The organism is Stenotrophomonas sp. SXG-1 (assembly GCF_014083965.1).
Classification (GTDB): domain Bacteria; phylum Pseudomonadota; class Gammaproteobacteria; order Xanthomonadales; family Xanthomonadaceae; genus Stenotrophomonas; species Stenotrophomonas geniculata.
This window is the reverse complement of record NZ_CP046588.1, coordinates 33,535-51,656: the sequence shown is the minus strand read 5'-3', so window position 1 is coordinate 51,656 and position 18,122 is coordinate 33,535. Positions and strand designations below refer to the sequence as shown.

General features: G+C 67.8%; 15 protein-coding genes. 5 read left to right on the top strand and 10 right to left on the bottom strand.

Translation table 11 applies throughout. From position 1 onward, the window contains the following. The first annotated feature begins 50 nt into the window (after positions 1–50). Together phhA and GOC52_RS00210 are read left to right on the top strand one after the other, a co-directional pair. Positions 51–944: a phenylalanine 4-monooxygenase gene (gene phhA, locus GOC52_RS00215; protein ID WP_019658833.1), complete on the top strand. Its 894-nt coding sequence runs from the start codon at positions 51–53 to the stop codon at positions 942–944. Further along, positions 934–1,305: a DMP19 family protein gene (locus tag GOC52_RS00210; RefSeq protein ID WP_231298805.1), complete on the top strand. Its 372-nt coding sequence runs from the start codon at positions 934–936 to the stop codon at positions 1,303–1,305. Before phhA ends, GOC52_RS00210 begins: the two co-directional genes overlap by 11 nt. Before the next feature lie 55 nt (positions 1,306–1,360). On the opposite strand, the gene GOC52_RS00205 is transcribed toward GOC52_RS00210, so the two are convergent. From GOC52_RS00205 to GOC52_RS00165, 9 genes are all read right to left on the bottom strand, one after another. Continuing rightward, complete coding sequence (locus tag GOC52_RS00205; RefSeq protein WP_019337386.1) at positions 1,361–2,461, bottom strand: GDSL-type esterase/lipase family protein; 1,101 nt, start codon at positions 2,459–2,461, stop codon at positions 1,361–1,363. Positions 2,462–2,562: 101 nt separating this feature from the next. Then, positions 2,563–3,318 (bottom strand): 2-dehydro-3-deoxy-D-gluconate 5-dehydrogenase KduD, encoded by a 756-nt coding sequence (gene kduD / locus GOC52_RS00200; RefSeq protein ID WP_005421125.1) that lies wholly within the window; start codon positions 3,316–3,318, stop codon positions 2,563–2,565. A 71-nt stretch (positions 3,319–3,389) separates the two neighbouring features. Continuing rightward, positions 3,390–4,238: a 5-dehydro-4-deoxy-D-glucuronate isomerase gene (kduI, locus tag GOC52_RS00195; RefSeq protein WP_019337387.1), complete on the bottom strand. Its 849-nt coding sequence runs from the start codon at positions 4,236–4,238 to the stop codon at positions 3,390–3,392. Between the two features lie 197 nt (positions 4,239–4,435). After that, complete coding sequence (locus GOC52_RS00190; RefSeq protein WP_019337388.1) at positions 4,436–5,494, bottom strand: LacI family DNA-binding transcriptional regulator; 1,059 nt, start codon at positions 5,492–5,494, stop codon at positions 4,436–4,438. 39 nt (positions 5,495–5,533) lie between these two features. Further along, positions 5,534–7,123 (bottom strand): family 43 glycosylhydrolase, encoded by a 1,590-nt coding sequence (locus GOC52_RS00185; protein ID WP_019337389.1) that lies wholly within the window; start codon positions 7,121–7,123, stop codon positions 5,534–5,536. Between the two features lie 17 nt (positions 7,124–7,140). Then, positions 7,141–8,424: a TRAP transporter large permease gene (locus tag GOC52_RS00180; RefSeq protein WP_191850390.1), complete on the bottom strand. Its 1,284-nt coding sequence runs from the start codon at positions 8,422–8,424 to the stop codon at positions 7,141–7,143. A 3-nt stretch (positions 8,425–8,427) separates the two neighbouring features. Then, positions 8,428–8,958 carry a TRAP transporter small permease gene (locus tag GOC52_RS00175; protein ID WP_019658831.1) on the bottom strand — a complete coding sequence of 177 codons (531 nt, stop codon included), beginning with the start codon at positions 8,956–8,958 and terminating at the stop codon, positions 8,428–8,430. Between the two features lie 10 nt (positions 8,959–8,968). Continuing rightward, a complete protein-coding gene (locus GOC52_RS00170; protein ID WP_019337391.1) occupies positions 8,969–9,970 on the bottom strand; it encodes a TRAP transporter substrate-binding protein in 1,002 nt (333 codons plus the stop codon). 40 nt (positions 9,971–10,010) lie between these two features. Then, complete coding sequence (locus GOC52_RS00165) at positions 10,011–10,838, bottom strand: 2-keto-4-pentenoate hydratase (RefSeq protein ID WP_019337392.1); 828 nt, start codon at positions 10,836–10,838, stop codon at positions 10,011–10,013. 174 nt (positions 10,839–11,012) lie between these two features. Here GOC52_RS00165 and GOC52_RS00160 point away from each other — a divergent pair, with 174 nt between their 5' ends. Genes GOC52_RS00160 through GOC52_RS00150 form a run of 3 tightly spaced genes read left to right on the top strand, consistent with a single transcriptional unit; the run spans position 11,013 to position 14,245 of the window. After that, entirely contained in the window at positions 11,013–11,987 is a 975-nt protein-coding gene (locus GOC52_RS00160) for an alpha/beta hydrolase (RefSeq protein WP_049453892.1), read from the top strand. Beyond that, positions 11,984–13,606, top strand: coding sequence for a carboxylesterase/lipase family protein (locus GOC52_RS00155; protein WP_019337394.1), 1,623 nt, complete (start codon positions 11,984–11,986; stop codon positions 13,604–13,606). The genes GOC52_RS00160 and GOC52_RS00155 overlap by 4 nt, the downstream gene beginning before the upstream one ends. 51 nt (positions 13,607–13,657) lie before the next feature. Beyond that, positions 13,658–14,245 carry a cysteine dioxygenase family protein gene (locus tag GOC52_RS00150; RefSeq protein WP_019337395.1) on the top strand — a complete coding sequence of 196 codons (588 nt, stop codon included), beginning with the start codon at positions 13,658–13,660 and terminating at the stop codon, positions 14,243–14,245. A gap of 34 nt (positions 14,246–14,279) precedes the next feature. Here GOC52_RS00150 and GOC52_RS00145 read toward each other — a convergent pair whose 3' ends face one another. Beyond that, on the bottom strand, positions 14,280–18,083 hold the full coding sequence (locus GOC52_RS00145) for a LamG-like jellyroll fold domain-containing protein (protein WP_019337396.1): 3,804 nt from the start codon (positions 18,081–18,083) through the stop codon (positions 14,280–14,282). Positions 18,084–18,122: the final 39 nt, after the last annotated feature.

Here is an 18,122-nt window from a genome sequence, read left to right as displayed (position 1 = left end):
TTGCGCGCACCCTGCCCTAGCATCGTGGGTATCCCATCCAGAAGTGCCCCATGGACCTCGCCCAGCCCCGCCGCGTCGAACACCAGCAGACCGACAAGGGCTACGTGCCGGTGTATACCACCGCGCTCGTCGAGCAGCCGTGGGACACCTACAGCGCCGACGACCACGCCACCTGGAGCACGCTGTACCAGCGCCAGCGCGAACTGCTGGTCGGCCGCGCCTGCCAGGAATTCCTGGATGCACAGGACGAGATGGGCATGAACGCGCACATGATTCCGCGCTTCGACCAGCTCAACGAAGTGCTGGGCGCGGCCACCGGCTGGACCCTGGTCGGCGTTGAAGGCCTGCTGCCGGAACTGGATTTCTTCGACCATCTGGCCAACCGCCGTTTTCCGGTGACCTGGTGGATCCGTCGCCCCGACCAGATCGACTACATCGCCGAACCGGACCTGTTCCACGATCTGTTCGGCCACGTGCCGCTGCTGATGAACCCGGTGTTCGCCGACTACATGGAGGCGTACGGCCGTGGCGGCGTCAAAGCCCACGCGATCGGCCCGGACGCGCTGCAGAACCTGACCCGCCTGTACTGGTACACGGTGGAGTTCGGCCTGATCGACACGCCCGACGGCCTGCGCATCTACGGTGCCGGCATCGTGTCGTCCAAGGGCGAGTCGCTGTACTCGCTGGAATCGGCCGCACCCAACCGCATCGGTTTCGACCTGCAGCGGATCATGCGAACGAAGTACCGCATCGACACCTTCCAGAAGACCTACTTCGTCATCGACAGCTTTGAACAGCTGATGCAGGCGACGTCGCCGGACTTCACCCCAATCTACGCGGCACTGGCCGACCAGGCGCACCTGCCTGCCGGTGACGTGCAGGCTGACGATCACGTGTTCCAGGCCGGCACGGGTGAAGGCTGGGCGGACGGCGGTGACGTGTGATGCGCTGTCCGACGAAGACCAGCAGCTGGTGGCGCTGTGGCGCATGGAGGCCGACATCAACAACGGCGGCTTCATGCAGTTCCTGTGCAACTGGGGCGACCCGACCTGCCAGCTGGCGTTACGTGCGCTGCAGGCGATGGGCGCGGCGAAGACCCACGCGATCCTGGCCGGCATGCGCGGGCTGGTCGACCGGCTGGAAGATGACCCGGCGGTCAAGCAACTGACCGACCTGTACGGCGCGATGACCGAACAGGAGCAGGAGGCGCTGCACGCCTTCGACGAAGCCTATTTCGAGCGACCGGAAGACCTGGCCAGGTTGGGGCTGAAGCACTTCGGCCCGGAGCCTGTCGAACGACGATGACCATGCACGCCGGCGCTGTTCTGTAAAGCCGAGCCCATGCTCGGCTACGTTTCAATCAGCGCGGGTACACCAGCAGCACCACCAGATCCTCCTCACCCACCTGCTGCAGCGCATGGTGGCTGCCCTTGCGGGTCAGCAGCGCGTGCCCGGCGTGCACGTCGTACTGCCTGCCATCCAGCACATAACTGCCCTGCCCACTGACGATGTAATAGATCTCGTCCTTGTGCTGCGGATGCAGGCCGATGCCCGCGCCTTTGTGCAGCACACGCTTGCGCAGCACGAACGGCAGCCCTTCGGCATCGGCGAAGAACGGATACGCCGTGGTCGGGCCGGCACCGCCGTGCGGGCCTGCTTGCGTGCGCACAACACTGTCTTCGTGCACCACCTGCGAGGGCAGGGCTGGGTCGCTACCCTGCCCTTCCGCCACCACGTCGCAGTCGATATCCCGCACCAGCGCCGGCTGCAGCGCGGGTAGCAGCGGCACCGCCTCGCGCAATACCAGGCAGGCCACCGCATGTGCGCCGGCCACGCTGAAATGGGTGCCGTCGGCCTTGTTCTGTTCGGGCACGAACAGGAAGTAGGGTCGCGCGCCCTCCTCACCCAGCGCGCGGACCCAGCGCATGCTGCGGTCATTCAGATCAATCAGCGCAATCTGCTCGCGCGCGGCCAACGCCTTCATCGACTGCGTGTAGCGGCCATGCGTATCCAGCAGTGAACCGAAGTCGTACAGCAGCCGCGCCACCGGCGTGACCAGCACCGGCGTGGCGCCCTTTGCGCGGGCCACCTGTACGTAACGCATCAGCAGGCGTGGGTAGTCGCTGTCCGGATCGGTGTAGCGCGTGCGGTCTTCGAACTTCGCATCGTTGTGGCCGAACTGGATCAGCAGCACGTCGCCTTGGCGCAGCTCGGCGGCGATGGCCTCCAGGCGCCCTTCCTCGATGAAACTGCGCGTGCTGCGCCCGCCCTTGGCGTGGTTGTGCACCTCCAAGCGCGCCGGGTCCAGGTAGCTCTGCAGCGCCTGGCCCCAGCCGGCCTGCGGCGCGCGCTCGGGGCCGTATGCGGCCGCAGTGGAGTCACCGGCAATGAAGACCCGCACGGGCGCCGCCTGCGCGGTGGTGCACGACAGCAGCAACAACAAAGGCAACAGGGTGCGCATGTCCGGTCTCCGGTAGTGCCGGCCGCTGCCCGGCAACCTCATGAACGGCGGAAGCATTGCCAGGACGCCGGCCAGCGGCCGGCACTACCGCGGATCACGCGTCAGCGCGCCAGCCAGCCACCATCGACCGGCAGCACGGCGCCGTTGATGTAATCCGACGCCGACGAGGCCAGGAACACCGCCGCACCGGCCAGGTCATCCGGCGTGCCCCAGCGACCGGCCGGGATGCGCTCCAGGATCGCCTTGTTGCGCGCTTCGTCGGCGCGCAGCTGGGCGGTGTTGTCGGTCGCCATGTAGCCCGGGGCGATGGCATTGATGTTGATGCCCTTGCCCGCCCACTCGTTGGCCAGCAGCCGGGTGATGCCGGCGATGCCGCTCTTGCTGGCGGTGTACGACGGCACGCGGATACCGCCCTGGAAGGACAGCATCGAAGCGATGTTGATGATCTTGCCGTGGCCCTGTTCGATGAAGTGGCGGCCGGCGGCCTGCGAAATGAAGAACGCGGACTTGAGATTGACGTTCATCACGTCGTCCCAGTCCTGCTCGCTGAAGTCCACCGCATCGGCGCGGCGGATCAGGCCGGCGTTGTTGACCAGGATGTCCAACCCGCCCAGGCCTTCGATGGTCTCGCGGACCACGCGCGCCACCGGCTCGATGCTGATCAGGTTGGCTTCGATGGCCAGGCAGCGGCGGCCCAGCGCGGTGATCTTTTCGATGGTATCGGTGGGCGGGGCGATGCCGGCCACGGCGACGTCGGCACCAGCGGCGGCCAGTGCCACGGCGATGCCCTGGCCCAGACCGGTATTGCCACCGGTTACCAGAGCGACCTTGCCTTCCAGGCTGAAGGGATTAGCCATTGCGTATGCGTTCCTTGATAGAGACGAGCGGTGTCGACGGCCGGCACACGGTGCGCGGCGGCCAGGCGGGCTTACTTGAGCTGGCAGATGTCCAGCACGTGCATGTCGGTGTAGTCCAGGTTCTCGCCACCCATCGCCCAGATGAAGGCGTAGTTGCTGGTGCCGGCGCCCATGTGGATCGACCACGGCGGCGACACTACCGCTTCGTTGTTCTGGATCACGATGTGACGCTGCGCGGCCGGCTCGCCCATGAAGTGGTAGACGCGGTCGCTGTCACCCAGGTCGAAGTAGAAGTAGACCTCGCTGCGACGGTCGTGCAGGTGCGGCGGCATGGTGTTCCACACGCTGCCCGGCTTGAGCACGGTCAGGCCCAGCAGCAGCTGCGAGGACTGGCAGGTGGCCGGCACGATGTACTGGTAGATGGTGCGCTCGTTGCTGGTTTCCAGCGCGCCGCGGTCCAGTGCAACGGCGTCCTTGATGGACAGCTGCCTGGTTTCGAAGCGGGCATGGGCCGGGGTCGAGGCCAGATAGAACTGGGCGGGGTTGGCGGCGTCCTGCGAGGCGAACACGACCTCCTTGCTGCCCATGGCCACGTACAGACCGTCCTTCGGACCCAGCGTGTAGCCGGTGCCATCCACGGTGACCGTACCAGTGCCGCTGCCGACGTTGATCACGCCCAGTTCCCGGCGCTCCAGGAACGGGTGGCCTGCGGCCGAAGCGGGTTCGGTCTGGGTCGGCAGCGCAAGCGGTGCGTCCACCGGGGCGGCGCCACCAATCACGAAGCGCTCGTAGTGGGTGTACTTGAGGGTCACCGCACCGGCGTTGAACAGGCCATCGAGCAGGTACAGGTCACGCAGCTGGTCGTTGCTGGCACCGTGGATGGCATCGGGATGGGTGGCGTAATGGGTCTTGCTGTACATGGCGTCTCCAGAGCGGGGGGCGGGCCGACGGGTCGGCCCCGGCGCGGTTCACGGTCGATTCTAGCCAGACAGGAAACCGGTGTCATTTTGCGTCGCACGATGCCGGGATGGCCCGGGCAGGGCGCGGTGGATCGGGTGGATGGGGCAGGGGCGTGTCACGACCAGAGGTCGTGACCTGCAGGATTGATCCTTGGGGATCAATCCTCCGGCGGCTGGCAGGAATCGCGGACGATCAGGTGCGGCCGCACGCTGGCAATGGGCAGCGCGGCCTGGCCTTCGGGCTGGATCAGCATCGCCGCGGCGGTGCGTCCGGTATCGCGCGTGTGCCGGCGCACCGAGGTCAGCGAGGGCCACAGGCGCGAGGCAAGCGGGCTGTCGTCATAGCCGACAATGGACAGCTGGCGCGGAATGTTGATGCCCGCGCGCAGCGCCACCTTGTAGATACCGGCGGCCATTTCATCGTTGCCGGTGAAGATGGCGGTCGGGCGGCGCTTGCCCAGCAGCAGTTTCTCGGCAGCGGCGACACCGGATTCGAAGGTGTAGCCGGCCTCGATGATGCGGTCCTTCGGCAGCTCGATACCGCGTTGCGACAGTGCGTCGATGAAGCCGGCGGTACGTTCATGGGCCGAACGGTAGGCGCTGGGACCGGTCACCAGGGCAATGTCACGGTGGCCGAGCGAGAGCAGGTAGTCGGCGGCTTCGGCCGCACCATCGCGGTCATGGGTAACCACCATCTGCGAGCTTTCGTCCAGCGGCAGCGCTGCCACGCGGGTAAACCGGCAGCCGATCTCATCGAGCATGTCCGCCAGCGCCTGGTCTTCCGAGGCACGCGGCACTAGGATGACGCCGTGCAGCTTCTGCTGCTGCACGAAGCGACGCACGCCTTCGATGTAGCCGGGGCTGCGGCTGTCACAGGGATGCACCACCAGCTCGAAACTGGATCCACGCAATGCATCCAGCGCGCCGTACTGCATGTCCACGATGTACTGCGCGGTGGGGTTGTCGTAGACCATGCCGATCAGGAAGGAGCGGCGGAACGCCAGCCCGCGGGCCAGTGGATCGGGCGTGTAGCCCACTTCACGCATCAACGCTTCCACCTTGTCGCGCGTGTCCTTGCGCACCAGTGGCGAGTTGTTGATGATTCTTGAAACCGTTTTCTTGGATACACCCGACAGTCGCGCGATGTCGTTGATGGTGGCTGCCTTGCCCTTCGCCAATGCCGGCGTAGCGGCATCGTTCTTGTTGCGCACTGACATGTTTTGAACCCGGTAAGTCTGGGGATTCCGGCTCCGCGCTCAGTCCAGCGCGCGGTAGCGGAAGTTGCGGAAGGTTACCGCACCGTCGCCGGCCGCATACAGCGCCGGCTTCAATGCCAGGAACCTGCCCGCGACATTGTGATGGTAACCGGACACTTCCATCTGAACCGGATACTTCTGCCAAGTGTGCCCGTCGGTGCTGGAGTGGAAGGTGACGATGTGGCGGTTGTTGGTCACCCGCAACCACAGCCGGCCGCCGCGGCCCGGGGCCGGTCGGGCAGGGCGCTCCTCGCCGTAGCGATGCATGATGAACGACTCGCCGTTGCTGCCCACGCCCGCGTACAGCCGGTCGCTGTAGAACAGCAGCGCGCCGCCCACGGCACCGGGGGCGATCTCCATCTCCACCTCGAACTGATAGGCCCGGTCGCCGGCGATGGTGGTCAGCGGCGAGGCGTCGCGCGGCGTGCTGCCCTTGCCCTGCAGGACAAGGCCGTTGCCACTGAAACCCAGCCGGCGGTACTCATCCTGCGCCGGGTTGAAGAACGCCCACTGCGGGCCAAGCGTGCTGCCGCGGAAATCATCCGACAGCGCCATGCCATGCGGCGACAGCGCCTGTCCGGCCGGCTTGCGCAGTGGCTGACCAAGGTCTCCGCCCGTGGCCCGGAACCAGCCGTCAGCGGTCCATTCGATCGGTTCGAGCAGGGCCTGCCGACCCAGCGTCCAGAAGCCGTTCTCGTACCCGTGGTACATCATCCACCAGCGTCCATCGGTCCCTTCGATCACCGTCGCGTGGCCGCGTGACCACCAGGGCTCGGCCGCCGACTGCGTGCGCGTGATCGGGTTGTTGGGCGCGTTCTCCCATGGTCCGTGGATCGAACGCGAGCGCGCGGTGATCACCATGTGCCCGGTCGGCGGACCGGCGGTGCCGCCCACTGCCGTGGTCATGTAGTACCAGCCGTCGCGGACGTGGATCTTCGGGCCTTCCTGCGCGTAGGCCTCAACGTCCCAGTCCTGCGGGTAGCGCCAGCCGTCATAGACGTGTTTCGGCGTGCCGACCACGCTCAACCCGTCGTCGGCCAGCTGCACGTAATCACCGCCACTGAGGAACAGGTAGCGCTTGCCGTCTTCACCCACTGCATGGCCGGGATCGATGTAGCCACCCAGGCCGATGTCGATCGGCGCGCTCCACGGGCCCTTGATGTCATCGGCCCAGACCACGAAGTTGCTGCGGCGCTCGCCGGTGCGGGCCGGGAAGTAGATGAAGTAGCGCCCCCGATGCTTGACGATGTCCGGCGCCCAGATCGCCCCCACGTTGCGGGTGACCGCATGTCCCAGCGGCTGCCAGTTCACCAGGTCGCGCGAGTGCCAGATCGGGAGCCCGGGGTAGGCGTCGAACGACGACAGCGTGAGGTAGTAATCGTCCCCGTCCTTGAGCACCGAGGGATCCGGATGGTCACCGGCCAGCACCGGATTGAGGAACGTGCCATCGCCCCGGTCCGCCTGGCGCTGGTGTTCCAGCCCCCGCGCCCACTGCGCCGGGGCGCGCGCGGGCTCCGCCGCGGGTGCAGGCCGTGCCGGCAGCAACAGCACGAGCAGAGTGATGGTGGCGGCGATACACAGTGCACGCATGGCAGTCTCCTTGTGGCTCAGCCGCGCAGCGCGGCGGGCAGCCACAACGACAGTGAGGGGAAGAAGGCCACGACCAGCAGCACGGCGAGCGCGGCGAACCAGAGCGGCCAGATCGTGCGCATGCTCTGGCCCACGCTGATCTTGCCGATGGCCGTGCCGATGAACAGCACCGAGCCCACCGGGGGCGTGACCAGACCCAGGCCACCGGTGAGCACCAGCACCAGGCCGAAGTGGATCGGATCGATGCCGTAGGCGCGGGCCACCGGCAGGAAGATCGGCGTGCAGATCAGGATCATCGGCGCCAGGTCCATGAAGGTGCCCAGCAGCAGCAGCATCACCACGATCATCAGCAGCACCATGAACTGGCTGTGCGCGAACGACTGCAGGAACTCGACGGCGGCCGCGGGCACCTGCAGGTAGGCCAGCAGCCAGCCAAACACGGCGGCGGTGGCGATCACGAACAGGATCACGCCCGTGCTGCGCGCCGCGTGGATGACGGTGTCGAAGAACTCGCGCCAGCGCAGTTGCCGGTACAGCACGGTGGTCACCAGCAAGGCGTAGACCACGGCGATGGCTGCGCTTTCCACTGCGGTGAAGATGCCGGCACGGATACCGATGAAGATCAGCGCGACCAGGCCCAGGCCGGGCAGGGCGGAGACGATGCGCAGGGCCACGGCGCGCCAGCCGGGAAAGACCTCCACGCCATAGCCGCGGCGGCGCGCCACCGCATAGCCGGTGACCATCAGCGCCAACGTCATCAGCAGCGCGGGGACAATGCCGGCGGCGAACAGATCGGCGATGGACAGGCCCCCACCGGCAGCGGCCGAGAACAGGATCAGGTTGTGCGACGGCGGCACCAGCAGCGCCACCAGCGCGGCGGTGATGCTGACGTTGACGGCGAAATCGCGGTCGTAGCCGCGCTTGACCATCTGCGGGATCATCGTGCCGCCGACCGCCGAAACGTCGGCAATGGCCGAGCCGGACACGCCGCCGAAGAACAGCGAGGACAGGATCGAGACCTGGCCGAGGCCACCGCGCAAGCGCCCCACCAGCGACGAGGCCAAGGCGATCAGGCGCTCGGAGATGCCGCCGCGCATCATGATCTCGCCCGCGAAGATGAACAACGGAATGGCGATCAGCGAGGCCGAGCCGGTACCGGCCGAGATCTGCTGCACCAGCACGATGCTGGGGATATCCAGGTAGAGCAGGGTGGCCAGCGCGGCAGCGGCCAGCGCGTAGGCCACCGGCACGCCGAGCAGCAGCAGCACGGCAAACACGGAGAACAGGATGGTGATACCCATGGATCAACGATCTCCTTCAGCGTCTTCGGCGCCGGTGGCGCGGGCCTGCAGCGCGTTCCACGCACGGTTCAGCGCGAACAGCAGCATCAGCCCGCCGCCCACCGCCAGTGGCAGGTAGTTGATGCTCTGCGGCAGATCGGCGCCGGCGGTCTTGATGTCCAGGCCGTCGAGCAGCAGATCACCCGACCAGAAGGCGATGAAGCCTCCCAGCACCGCCACCACCAGCTGCACCAGCACGTCCACCGCACGGCGCAGGCCGGGGCCCAGGTAGGCATGCAGCAGGAAGAAGCCGAAGTGGCGGTTGGTGTGCACACCGCAGGCGGCACCCAGGCTCATCGCCGTGGCCAGCAGCAGCAGCGTGACCGGCTCAGTCCAGCTGGGCGAATCGTTGATCACGTAGCGCGCGAACACCTGCCAGCCCTGCACCACCACCAGCCCCAGCAGGGCAGCAACGGCGCCGTAGATGGCGATGTCGGCGATGCGGTCCAGCAGGCGCTGGCCAGGCCCGGTGGCGGGCGTCGTCGTCTCGATCATGGCAGTGTCCTCAGGCGGCGCGGATGCGGTCGACCAGCGCGGCGATCTCCGGCTGCTGCAGGTACTGCTGCAGCAGCGGCTGGGCGGCGGTGCGGAAGGCGGGCATGTCCACCTCGTTGGCTTTCACCCCATAGGCCAGCACGGCGCGGCGTGCGGCGTCCTCCGACGCATCCCACTGCTCGCGCATCACCTTCACCGACGCGCGCGCGATCTGCAGCAGCAGCTGGCGGTCGTCAGGCGACAGGCGTTCGAAACTGGCACGCGACATCAGCAACACATCCGGCGCGTACGAATGGTCGCTCTGCGACCAGTAGTGCGCCGCTTCGAAGTGGCGGCTGGAATGGAAGCTGCGCATGTTGTTCTCGGCGCCGTCGATCATGTGGGTTTCCATCCCGGAGAACGTGTCGCCCAGCGACATCGGCGTCGGGTTGGCGCCGAGCAGGCGCATCAGCTGGATGAAGATGTCCGATGAGGCGACGCGCAGCTTCAGGCCGTGCAGGTCCTTGGGCGAAACGATGGGGTGCTTGGTGTTGTAGAAGCAGCGTGCACCGGAATCGTAGATCGCCAGGCCGACCAGGCCGCGGCCCTGGAAGCCGCGCAGCACGGCTTCGGCCACGCCGTCATCCAACGCGGCACGCTGGTGCGCCACCGACGTGAACACGTAGGGCAGGCACAGCGCCTGGGTCAGCGGAAAGGCATTGTTCAGCGCACCGGCATACACGCGGGTGATATCGATGGCACCGAAGCGCGCCATGTCGATCGCCTCGGATTCGCGGCCCAGCTGGCCGGAGTGGTACTGGCGCAGGCGCAGGCGACCGTTGGTTTCGCGCTGCAGCGTTTCGCCGATCCACTTCACCGCGGTGACGGTAGGGTAGTCGGCCACATGCACGTCGGTGGCGGTCAACAGCGCGCCACCGGCCATATCGCCGCCCGGCCCGCGGCCACAGGCGGCGAGCATCGGGGTGGCCAGGGCAGCAGCGCCCCCGGCCAGGAAGTTACGTCGTGTGATCATCTGCGCCCTCCCGCGCGTGTTCACCAGGGCAGCCCCGCGGTCATCCCGCGGGCACGGCCCGGCAGGCAATGTCACCGAAGCCGGCAAAGCGCACCAGCGCCGTTTGTCCTGCCTCGATATCGTGGATGCCGGTGGCATTGCCGGTGGCGATCAGGTCGCCCTTGCGCAGCGGCCGGCCACGCAGGGCCGAACGGGACAGCGCAAAGGCATAGGCCGCGCGCAGGCCACCGGGCAGGCGGGTGGCGCCACCGGTGCCGACCACCTCACCTTCGATCAGTGTCTCGGCACGCAGCGAGTTTTCGTCGCGTGCGGTCCAGTCGACGATCTCCGGGCCCAGCACCAGGCCGTTGTTGTTGCCAAAGTCGGACACCACCACGCGCGGACCAAGTTCGTTGATGGTGGCCAGCGGGCTGCTGGCCACTTCCACGCCGATATAGAGGCGCGCAGGCAGCGCTTCGGCCTGTTCCGGGGACCAGTCCAGCTGTCCGGCCGGCGCGTCCTCCAACAGCTCCAGCACGTACTCTGCTTCGACTGCGCCGAAGCCCCCGACGAAGACCGGGATGTCGGTTGTTCCACCGGTATCATTCCAGAGCTGACGTTTGAAGATCGGCCCCAGCAGGCGCTCATCGCCGGAGCCGTCGCGGCGCTCGGCAGCGATGTAACCCACCTTCCAGCCGACCACTGTATCGCTCCACAGGCCAATGGCCTGGTCCTGCACGTGGTAGGCAGCCACCAGATCGACGGGGATCTCTCCGGGGAACGCGGGCAGGGCCTTGCCTGCGCGGCGTGCATCGGTGAAGGCGCGGGCGATGGCGGCTGCACCGTCCGGCGCCGGCCTCTGCCCCTGTGTGCCGTGTTCGTTGCTCAAGAACGGTCTCCCTCTGCGTTGTTGCACTGCCCATCGACAGCGTCTGCAGGAGGTGTATATGGTAAACCGGTGTCATCACGCAAGCCGCAGCGCATCACACCCGCTTCCGGGGCGCCTGCGGCACGCTGCCCACCCTTCGCTGGAGCCCGGTCCGCCATGCGTCTGCCCCCTCTTGTGCTGTTCCTGTGCGTTCTGTTGACGCTTGCCCCGGCACGTGCCAGCGACGTCCCGCTGCGCGACGGCCAGCGGCTTGCCGGGGAGGTGGCGGGCGAACGCCTGCCGCTGTGGCCGGACGGCCAGGTACCTGGCCAGAGCGCTCCGGCGCGGAAGGCGCGGGTGGTTGAGCGCAGCCCCGATCCGGCCCATCCGGACCGGTTCGTGGACGGGATCGATGCGCCATACATGATCGTGCACGCGCCGCCACGTCCGAACGGGCAGGCGGTGCTGGTCATTCCGGGCGGCGGCTACCAGCGGGTGGTAATCGACAAGGAGGGCAGCGCGCTGGTGCCGGACTGGGTGCAGCGGGCAGGCTTCACCCTGTTCGTGCTTCGCTACCGCCTGCCGCAGCCGGGCAGGGACCGCCAGGCGGCGCTGGCCGATGCCCAGCGTGCGCTGCGGGTCGTGCGCGACCAGGCCGCGCGCCGCGGCCTGGAGGCGGACAATGTGGCGGTCATGGGCTTTTCCGCCGGCGGCCACGTGGCTGCGCGGCTGGCCACCGGCTTCGATGCGCCGGTCTATCCCGCACGCGATGCGATCGATCAGCTGAGCGCGCGCCCGGCACGGGCGGTGCTGGTCTACCCGGTCATCGACATGGGCGCGCATGCGCACAGTGGTTCGCGCGGGCGATTGCTGGGCGAGCGCCCTGACCCCGCATTGGCGACGCAGTACTCGGTGCAGGAGCACGTGCATGCGGACATGCCGCCGACGATGCTGATCCATGCCAACGACGATCGCGTGGTCAGCGTGCACAACAGCGAGGTGATGGCGCAGGCGCTGGCCAGGGCGGGTGTCGAGCACGAACTGCATGTGTTCGCCCATGGCGGCCACGGCTTCGGCATGCGCCTGCAGCCCGGCTCCACCCTGTCGCAGTGGCCAGCGCTGGCGCAGGCATGGCTGACAGCAGGAAAGGATGCGGAGGGCAGCCGATGACGAGAGCACCCGACGATCTGCAGCGCCGCCGTTTCCTGCGCGACAGCGCGCGCTGGGCGCTGGCCACGGCCACGCTGGTGGCACTGCCGGCAGCCGCGATGCCCGGTGCACGCGACGAACGCCTGCCGATCGTCCGCGTGCGCGGGGGGCGCCTGCGCGGCCAGCATGAACAAGGCGTGCTGGTATTCCGCGGCGTGCGCTACGGCGCCGATACCGGCACCCATCGCTTCCAGCCACCACGCCGGGAAGCGGCATGGAACGGGATCGCCGATGCACTGGACTATGGCGCGGCCGCACCGCAGGGCGGCGCGGAAGGCCCCGGCAGCGAAGACTGCCTGTTCCTCAACGTCTGGACCCCCGCACTGGGGGATGGCGGCCGCCGCCCGGTGCTGGTCTACATACACGGGGGTGGGTTCAACAACGGCTCCGGCAGCGATCCGCTGTACGACGGCAGTGCGCTGTGCCGCCGCGGCGATGTGGTGGTGGTGACCCTCAATCATCGGCTGAACACCTTCGGTTACCTGTACCTGGGCGCACTTGGCGACGCACGCTACGCCGCGTCGGGGAATGTCGGCCAGCTCGACCTGGTACAGGCGCTGCAGTGGGTGCGCGAGCACGCGGCGATCTTCGGCGGTGACGCTGGAAACATCACCGTGTTCGGCCAGTCCGGGGGCGGCGCCAAGATCGCCACGCTGATGGCGATGCCGGCGGCACGCGGCCTGTTCCAGCGCGCGTGGACGATGAGCGGGCAGCAGGTCACCGCGGCCGGCCCGCGTGCCGCCGCGCAGCGCGCTGCCATCGCAATGGAGGCAGTGGGTGCAAAGGACCTGTCTGCCCTGCTGCGGCTCCCGGCCACGGATCTGCTTGCAGCCACCCGTGCCCGCGATCCATCGCGGGTGGAAAGCACGTCGCTGTACTTCGGGCCGGTACTGGACGAAGTCTCCCTCCCGGTGCATCCGTTCTGGCCGCAGGCGCCGCGGCAGTCGGCCAGCATTCCGATGGTCATCGGCAATACGCGCGACGAGACCCGTGCCTTCCTCGGCAACGATCCGGCCAACTTCACCTTGACCTGGGAGACGCTGCCGGCACAGCTGCAACGCCAGCAGTTCGTGGATCTGCTGCCGCAGACGGTGATCGCCGAGTACCGGCGCCTGTACCCGCATTACACGCCTTCGGAGGTGTTCTTCGCGGCCACTACCGCAGGACGTTCCTGGCGCGGCGCAGTGGAGGAGCTGGAAGCGCGTGCGCGCCAGCCCAGCGGGGCCGCGCCCACCTGGGCCTACCAGCTGGACTGGGGCTCACCGGTGGAGCAAGGCCGGCTGCGCGCCTTCCACACGCTCGACATCCCGCTGGTGTTCGACAACGCCGGCCTGCCCGGCGCACGCACCGGTGGCGGCGCGGACGCGCATACGCTGGCGGCGACAATGAGCGACGCACTGATCGCCTTCGCGCGCAACGGCGACCCCAATCATCGCGGAATGCCGCAATGGCCCCCCTACGCGCTGCCCCGGCGGCAGACCATGCTGTTTGATCGCCAGAGCGGCGTGGTGGACGATCCTCGTGCCGGCGAACGTGCGCTGTACGCGAAAGTACCGTTCGTGCAGCGCGGCACGCAGTGATGACACCGCGGTGCAAACATTCTGTTAACCCCTCTCGGCTAGAGTCGGGGCATGGGAACGATGTCCTTGCCACCGTCATTCACCGGCCGGGAGCGGCTGTTCGCTGCGATCGATGCCGCGGTGATGCTGGGCACGCCGGAGGCCATCACCGGTGCGCTGCAGCAGGTGCTGCGCGAGGCCATCGTCGATCCGTCCATCCAGCTGCCCCCCTGCGTGCGGCGCCCGGTCGAAGGGCATTACGCACGCCGTGAACTGCACCGCAGCCCGACCTTGGGCTACAGCGTCATCGCCATGTGCTGGGGCCCGGGCCAGGGCACGCCGCTGCACGACCACGATGCGATGTGGTGCGTGGAAGGCGTCTGGCAGGGCGAACTCATCGTCACTCCCTATGCGCTGATTGAACAGGATGGCGAACGTCATCGCTTTGCCGCCCAGCCCACGCTGTACGGCCACCGCGGTAGTGCCGGCAGCCTGATTCCGCCGCACGAGTACCACACGCTGTGCAACGCCAGCGAAGCGGACGTGGCCGTGTCGCTGCATGTCTACGAGGGCGTGATGGAACGCAGCGCGGTGTTCGAGCCGTTGGATGATGGCTGGTACCAGCGCCGGATGAAACGGCTGGAGACCGAGGCGTCCTGACCCACGCCGGATCACGCCCGGCGTAATGCAGGCATCATCGCGGCACGCCGACCACGTTGTTGAGCCGGGTCACTTCCTCGCCACCGTCGGCCAGCGCCACGCGCACGCGCAGGCCGCTGCGGTCACCGGCCGGCAACGGCAGCCAGACCTGCACGGTCTTCGGCTGCAGGTCACTGGGTGCCCCCAGCGCCGGCACGTCCGTGCGGGCGATCTCGCGACCGCGCGCGTCTTCCAGCATTGCTACGGCCACGCCGGTGCCGACATGGCCCAGGCTGTGCACGGTCACCTGCAGCTGGCTGCCGTCGATGCGTACGTCGCCGCGACCCACGCCCAGGTCCGGCCGTGTTTCCACCGGTGTTCCCTCGGACACGCGTTCGAACTCGAACACCTCGGTACGCCCGGGACGGAACTGCAGCGCCACCGAAGCGCTGGTTTCCAGCTGTACGCGGCGTTCGGCGGGCGTGCCGTCGATGTGGCCATCGCCATCGGCATCCACGCCGCTGCGTATCCGCCAGGTCCCGCTGGCCACGTTCCAGCCGGTCATGTCGGCGCCGATGGTGCGCGTGCCCAGGTTGTAGCTGGTAACGGTGAAACGTTCACGCGACGGCGCATGCACCAGCAGGGCGACCTGTTCGGCCGCTCCATCGCGGTCGAAGCGCCAGCTGACGGTGTGGCCGGGCCAACTCTGGTTGCGCTTCAGCGCGATCCCACCCAGGCGTGCGCGCTGGAGGAATTCACTGGGCGCTTCCACGCGGTCGGACCACCAGTGGCCCTCGGTGTTCATGTACGCGCGCTGCACTTTCGCCTGCAGGCCGTCGGCATGCAGGGCGGCGATGTATGACCTGTCGCCGCTGGCCTGCCAGGCCATCAGGCTGGCGAAGCCGGTTTTTCCCGCGTCAGCCTCGGCGCGCAGCAGCGGATACCAGTCCTGTTGCCGGCCCAGTACGTCCACGACGTTCTCGCCCAGGTTGGCCAGTGCGCCCGGACCGCCACGGGCCACGCGGTAGTCCAGTGCCTGCAGGTACTTCGCATCGCCGCTCCAGCGCCACGCCGCCCAGAAGGTGTGCATCGTGTCGCCACTGCCGGAGCCGTTGTTCAACTCGCCGCCGCGGGTGGCACCGCTGGCCCAGTTGATCTCGTTGGGCAGGGTGAAGCGTCCCTTGTCGTCCTTGCCTGCGTGGGCCAGATAGCCATCGGCCAGGCCGATCACCAGCCCGCGGCCGGTGGGGTCGGCGTTGTACTGGCCCAGCAGGAACGCCGGGTGCAGCACCGGGAACGAATACGGCTTCTGCCACTGCCAGTTCGGTTCGCGGTAGACCTTGTTGCCACCGAACCAGTTGCTGGAGAACAGCAGGTGGCCCTGCGGGTTGCGCAGGATGATGCGCTCGTCGAAGGCCTTCACCGTTTCCATCAGGCGTTCCAGCGTCAGCGGATCGCCCCAGTTGAGGTAGAGCATGGCGCTGTTGGTGTTGATGCCTTCCTCATAGGAATGCAGCTCGTCGGTCTCGATGGTACTCAAGCCGTTGCTGAACATGCCGTTGCGGTACACCGCGTCGGACAGCGCGGTCAGCGAGGCGTTCAATCGATCCGGCTGCACGCCCATCAGGGCCAGCCCCGGCCACTGCTGGGTCAGGTCGGAATCGTCCGAAATGCCACCACCGAAGTCACCGTAGGCCCCCTGCCGTTCGTCGATCCACCAGTCGACGAACTGCCGCACCTGCGCCAGGTCCTGCACCTGGTTGAATGCCCACGCCGGCACGCCCCTGGGCACGGCAGGCGCCGTGTAGGGCGGGCGGCCCTGGCTGTTGTAGCTGATGTAGTTCCAGTACAGGCGGCCGAGTTCATGGTCCGGGTCCACCCGCAGCAGGTCGCTCAGGTCCGCGTACACGCGCGCGTACAGGCGCTGGCGCTTGGACGTGGTGTGCTCTTCCACCAGGAAGCCCCAGTTGTCGCGGACTTGGTTGAAGCGGTCGGCCACGTGCTCCTTCAGCGCGTCGGCACGCGGCTTGAACACCAGCCGGACCTGCGCACCGTCGAGGGCATCGGCATCGAAGCCTGGTGCGGCCGAGGCGATGCTCAGCCACAGGCTGTCCGGGGTGAGGATGCGATCGCGCAGGTCCAGCCACAGCGTGCGCGCCTGCCGTGGCGGCACCGACACCGATACATCGATCATGTCGCGCGCCGGCCAGATCGGATCCTTGATGCGGATGTTCAGCGGGATCAGTCCATCGTGGGTGGGCGGCAGGTCCAGCGCGGGAAGGTCGATGGCCACGCCGTCCAGGCCGTCGTGCATGTTCTCCCAGCTGTAGGCCCAGCTGCGGATCAGCGGCTGGTTGGCCGGCGCGTCACCCACCCCGGAAGGAATCAGCACGTGCACGATCGGCTGCGGATGTGCGGGCAGGGTGCCGGCATCCCGGCGGCGGGAACCGGCGCCCTTCGGCAGCGCCATCACCGTGCTGCGTTCGGCGGCCGGGAAACGTCCGTCGATGTAGCGGCGCAATGCGTCCAGGTTGGTGTAGTCGGGCAGCGCCCGGCTGTCGATGATGTAGGTCTGCTTCACCGTGCCTTCCGGCTCGGTGCCCTTGCTCACGTGGTAGGCCCAGATTTCCTGGATCGGTGTTTCCTGCTCGACGTTGCTGAAACGCAGCACGCCGCCGCGCTGCGCGGCAATGTCGTCGACGCTGCGCACCACGCCGCGCGGGCGCGTGACCAGCACGTCGGTGGCATGTTCGGCGTCGGGCCCGTGGGAAAGGGTGCCGAAGGCCGCACCACGGATCTCCACCCGGTTCACCGTTTCGGTGGCCGGCAGGGTCAGGTCCAGGTGCTGGCCGCCTTCCACATAGGTGTTCCAGTCCGGAAGCTGGAAGTAGTCATTGCGGCCGGGCAGGCGCGAGCGGTTGTACACGCCCGGCCAGGTGGTTTCGGCGATGCCATCGGTGGCCTTCCACATCCACGCCTTCAGGTCGCGGGTGTCGGCGAATTCGATCTTGCGGATGCGGGTGCCGGCCGACGCCAGCGCAGGCGGTGCCGCGCCTTCCCACCCGAAGCGATGGCGCCACGCGCGCTCGTCGCTGGCCGGCGCCACCGCGCTGGCCGGCGCCTTGCCGCCTGCCAGTGCCTGCACGGCGGGGGCGTCGAGCATGCGGTCGTACACCCGGATGTGCTGGAAGTCGCTGCCACGCAGGAAGTTGTAGCGGCTCTGCACCTGGTAGGGCGCCATCACCCGCCCGGCCAGGCCGAGCTGGTCCAGCGCCGCATCGTAATCGCCTGTGGCTTGTGCACGCGCCACTTCGCGGCCATCGATGAACAGGCGCACGCCGTGGTCCTCATCCCAGGCGAAGGCCAGGTGCAACCACTGGTCGGGACGCGGCAGTGCATCCATGCGGAACGACACGCGTGTGCGTGCCAAGTTGGCATCGGTGACGAAGGCATCGAAGCCGTGCCCGTTCCAGTCGATGCGCAGCCAGGCCATGTCCCAGCTGCTGTGGTCGGCGTAGCCGACGCGGAAGATCACGAACGGCGCTTCACCCACCGCATAGCGTGAACGCCAGTCGAAGGCCAGCGTGCCGCGCTGGGCCAGGATGTTGCCCGGCGCGTCCCAGGCAAGCACGCCGTCGTCTTCCCATTGGATGGCCTTGCCATGCTCGCCGTCGTCGACCACCGCGACCTTGTCGCGAAAGTTCGCTACGGCCTCACCGTGAGCGGTCACGGCCTGCAGGCCGTGATTGGCATCCACATCGAAGAGCAGGGTGGGGACATCGGCGGCGGCCGTCGCGGGGCCTGCAGCCAAGGCCACTGCCAGCAGCAGGCAGCGGGACACGGTCGTGCGGTGCGGCATGGAGACATTTCCTTTCAACGGGCGACGGCCGGCGGCGGG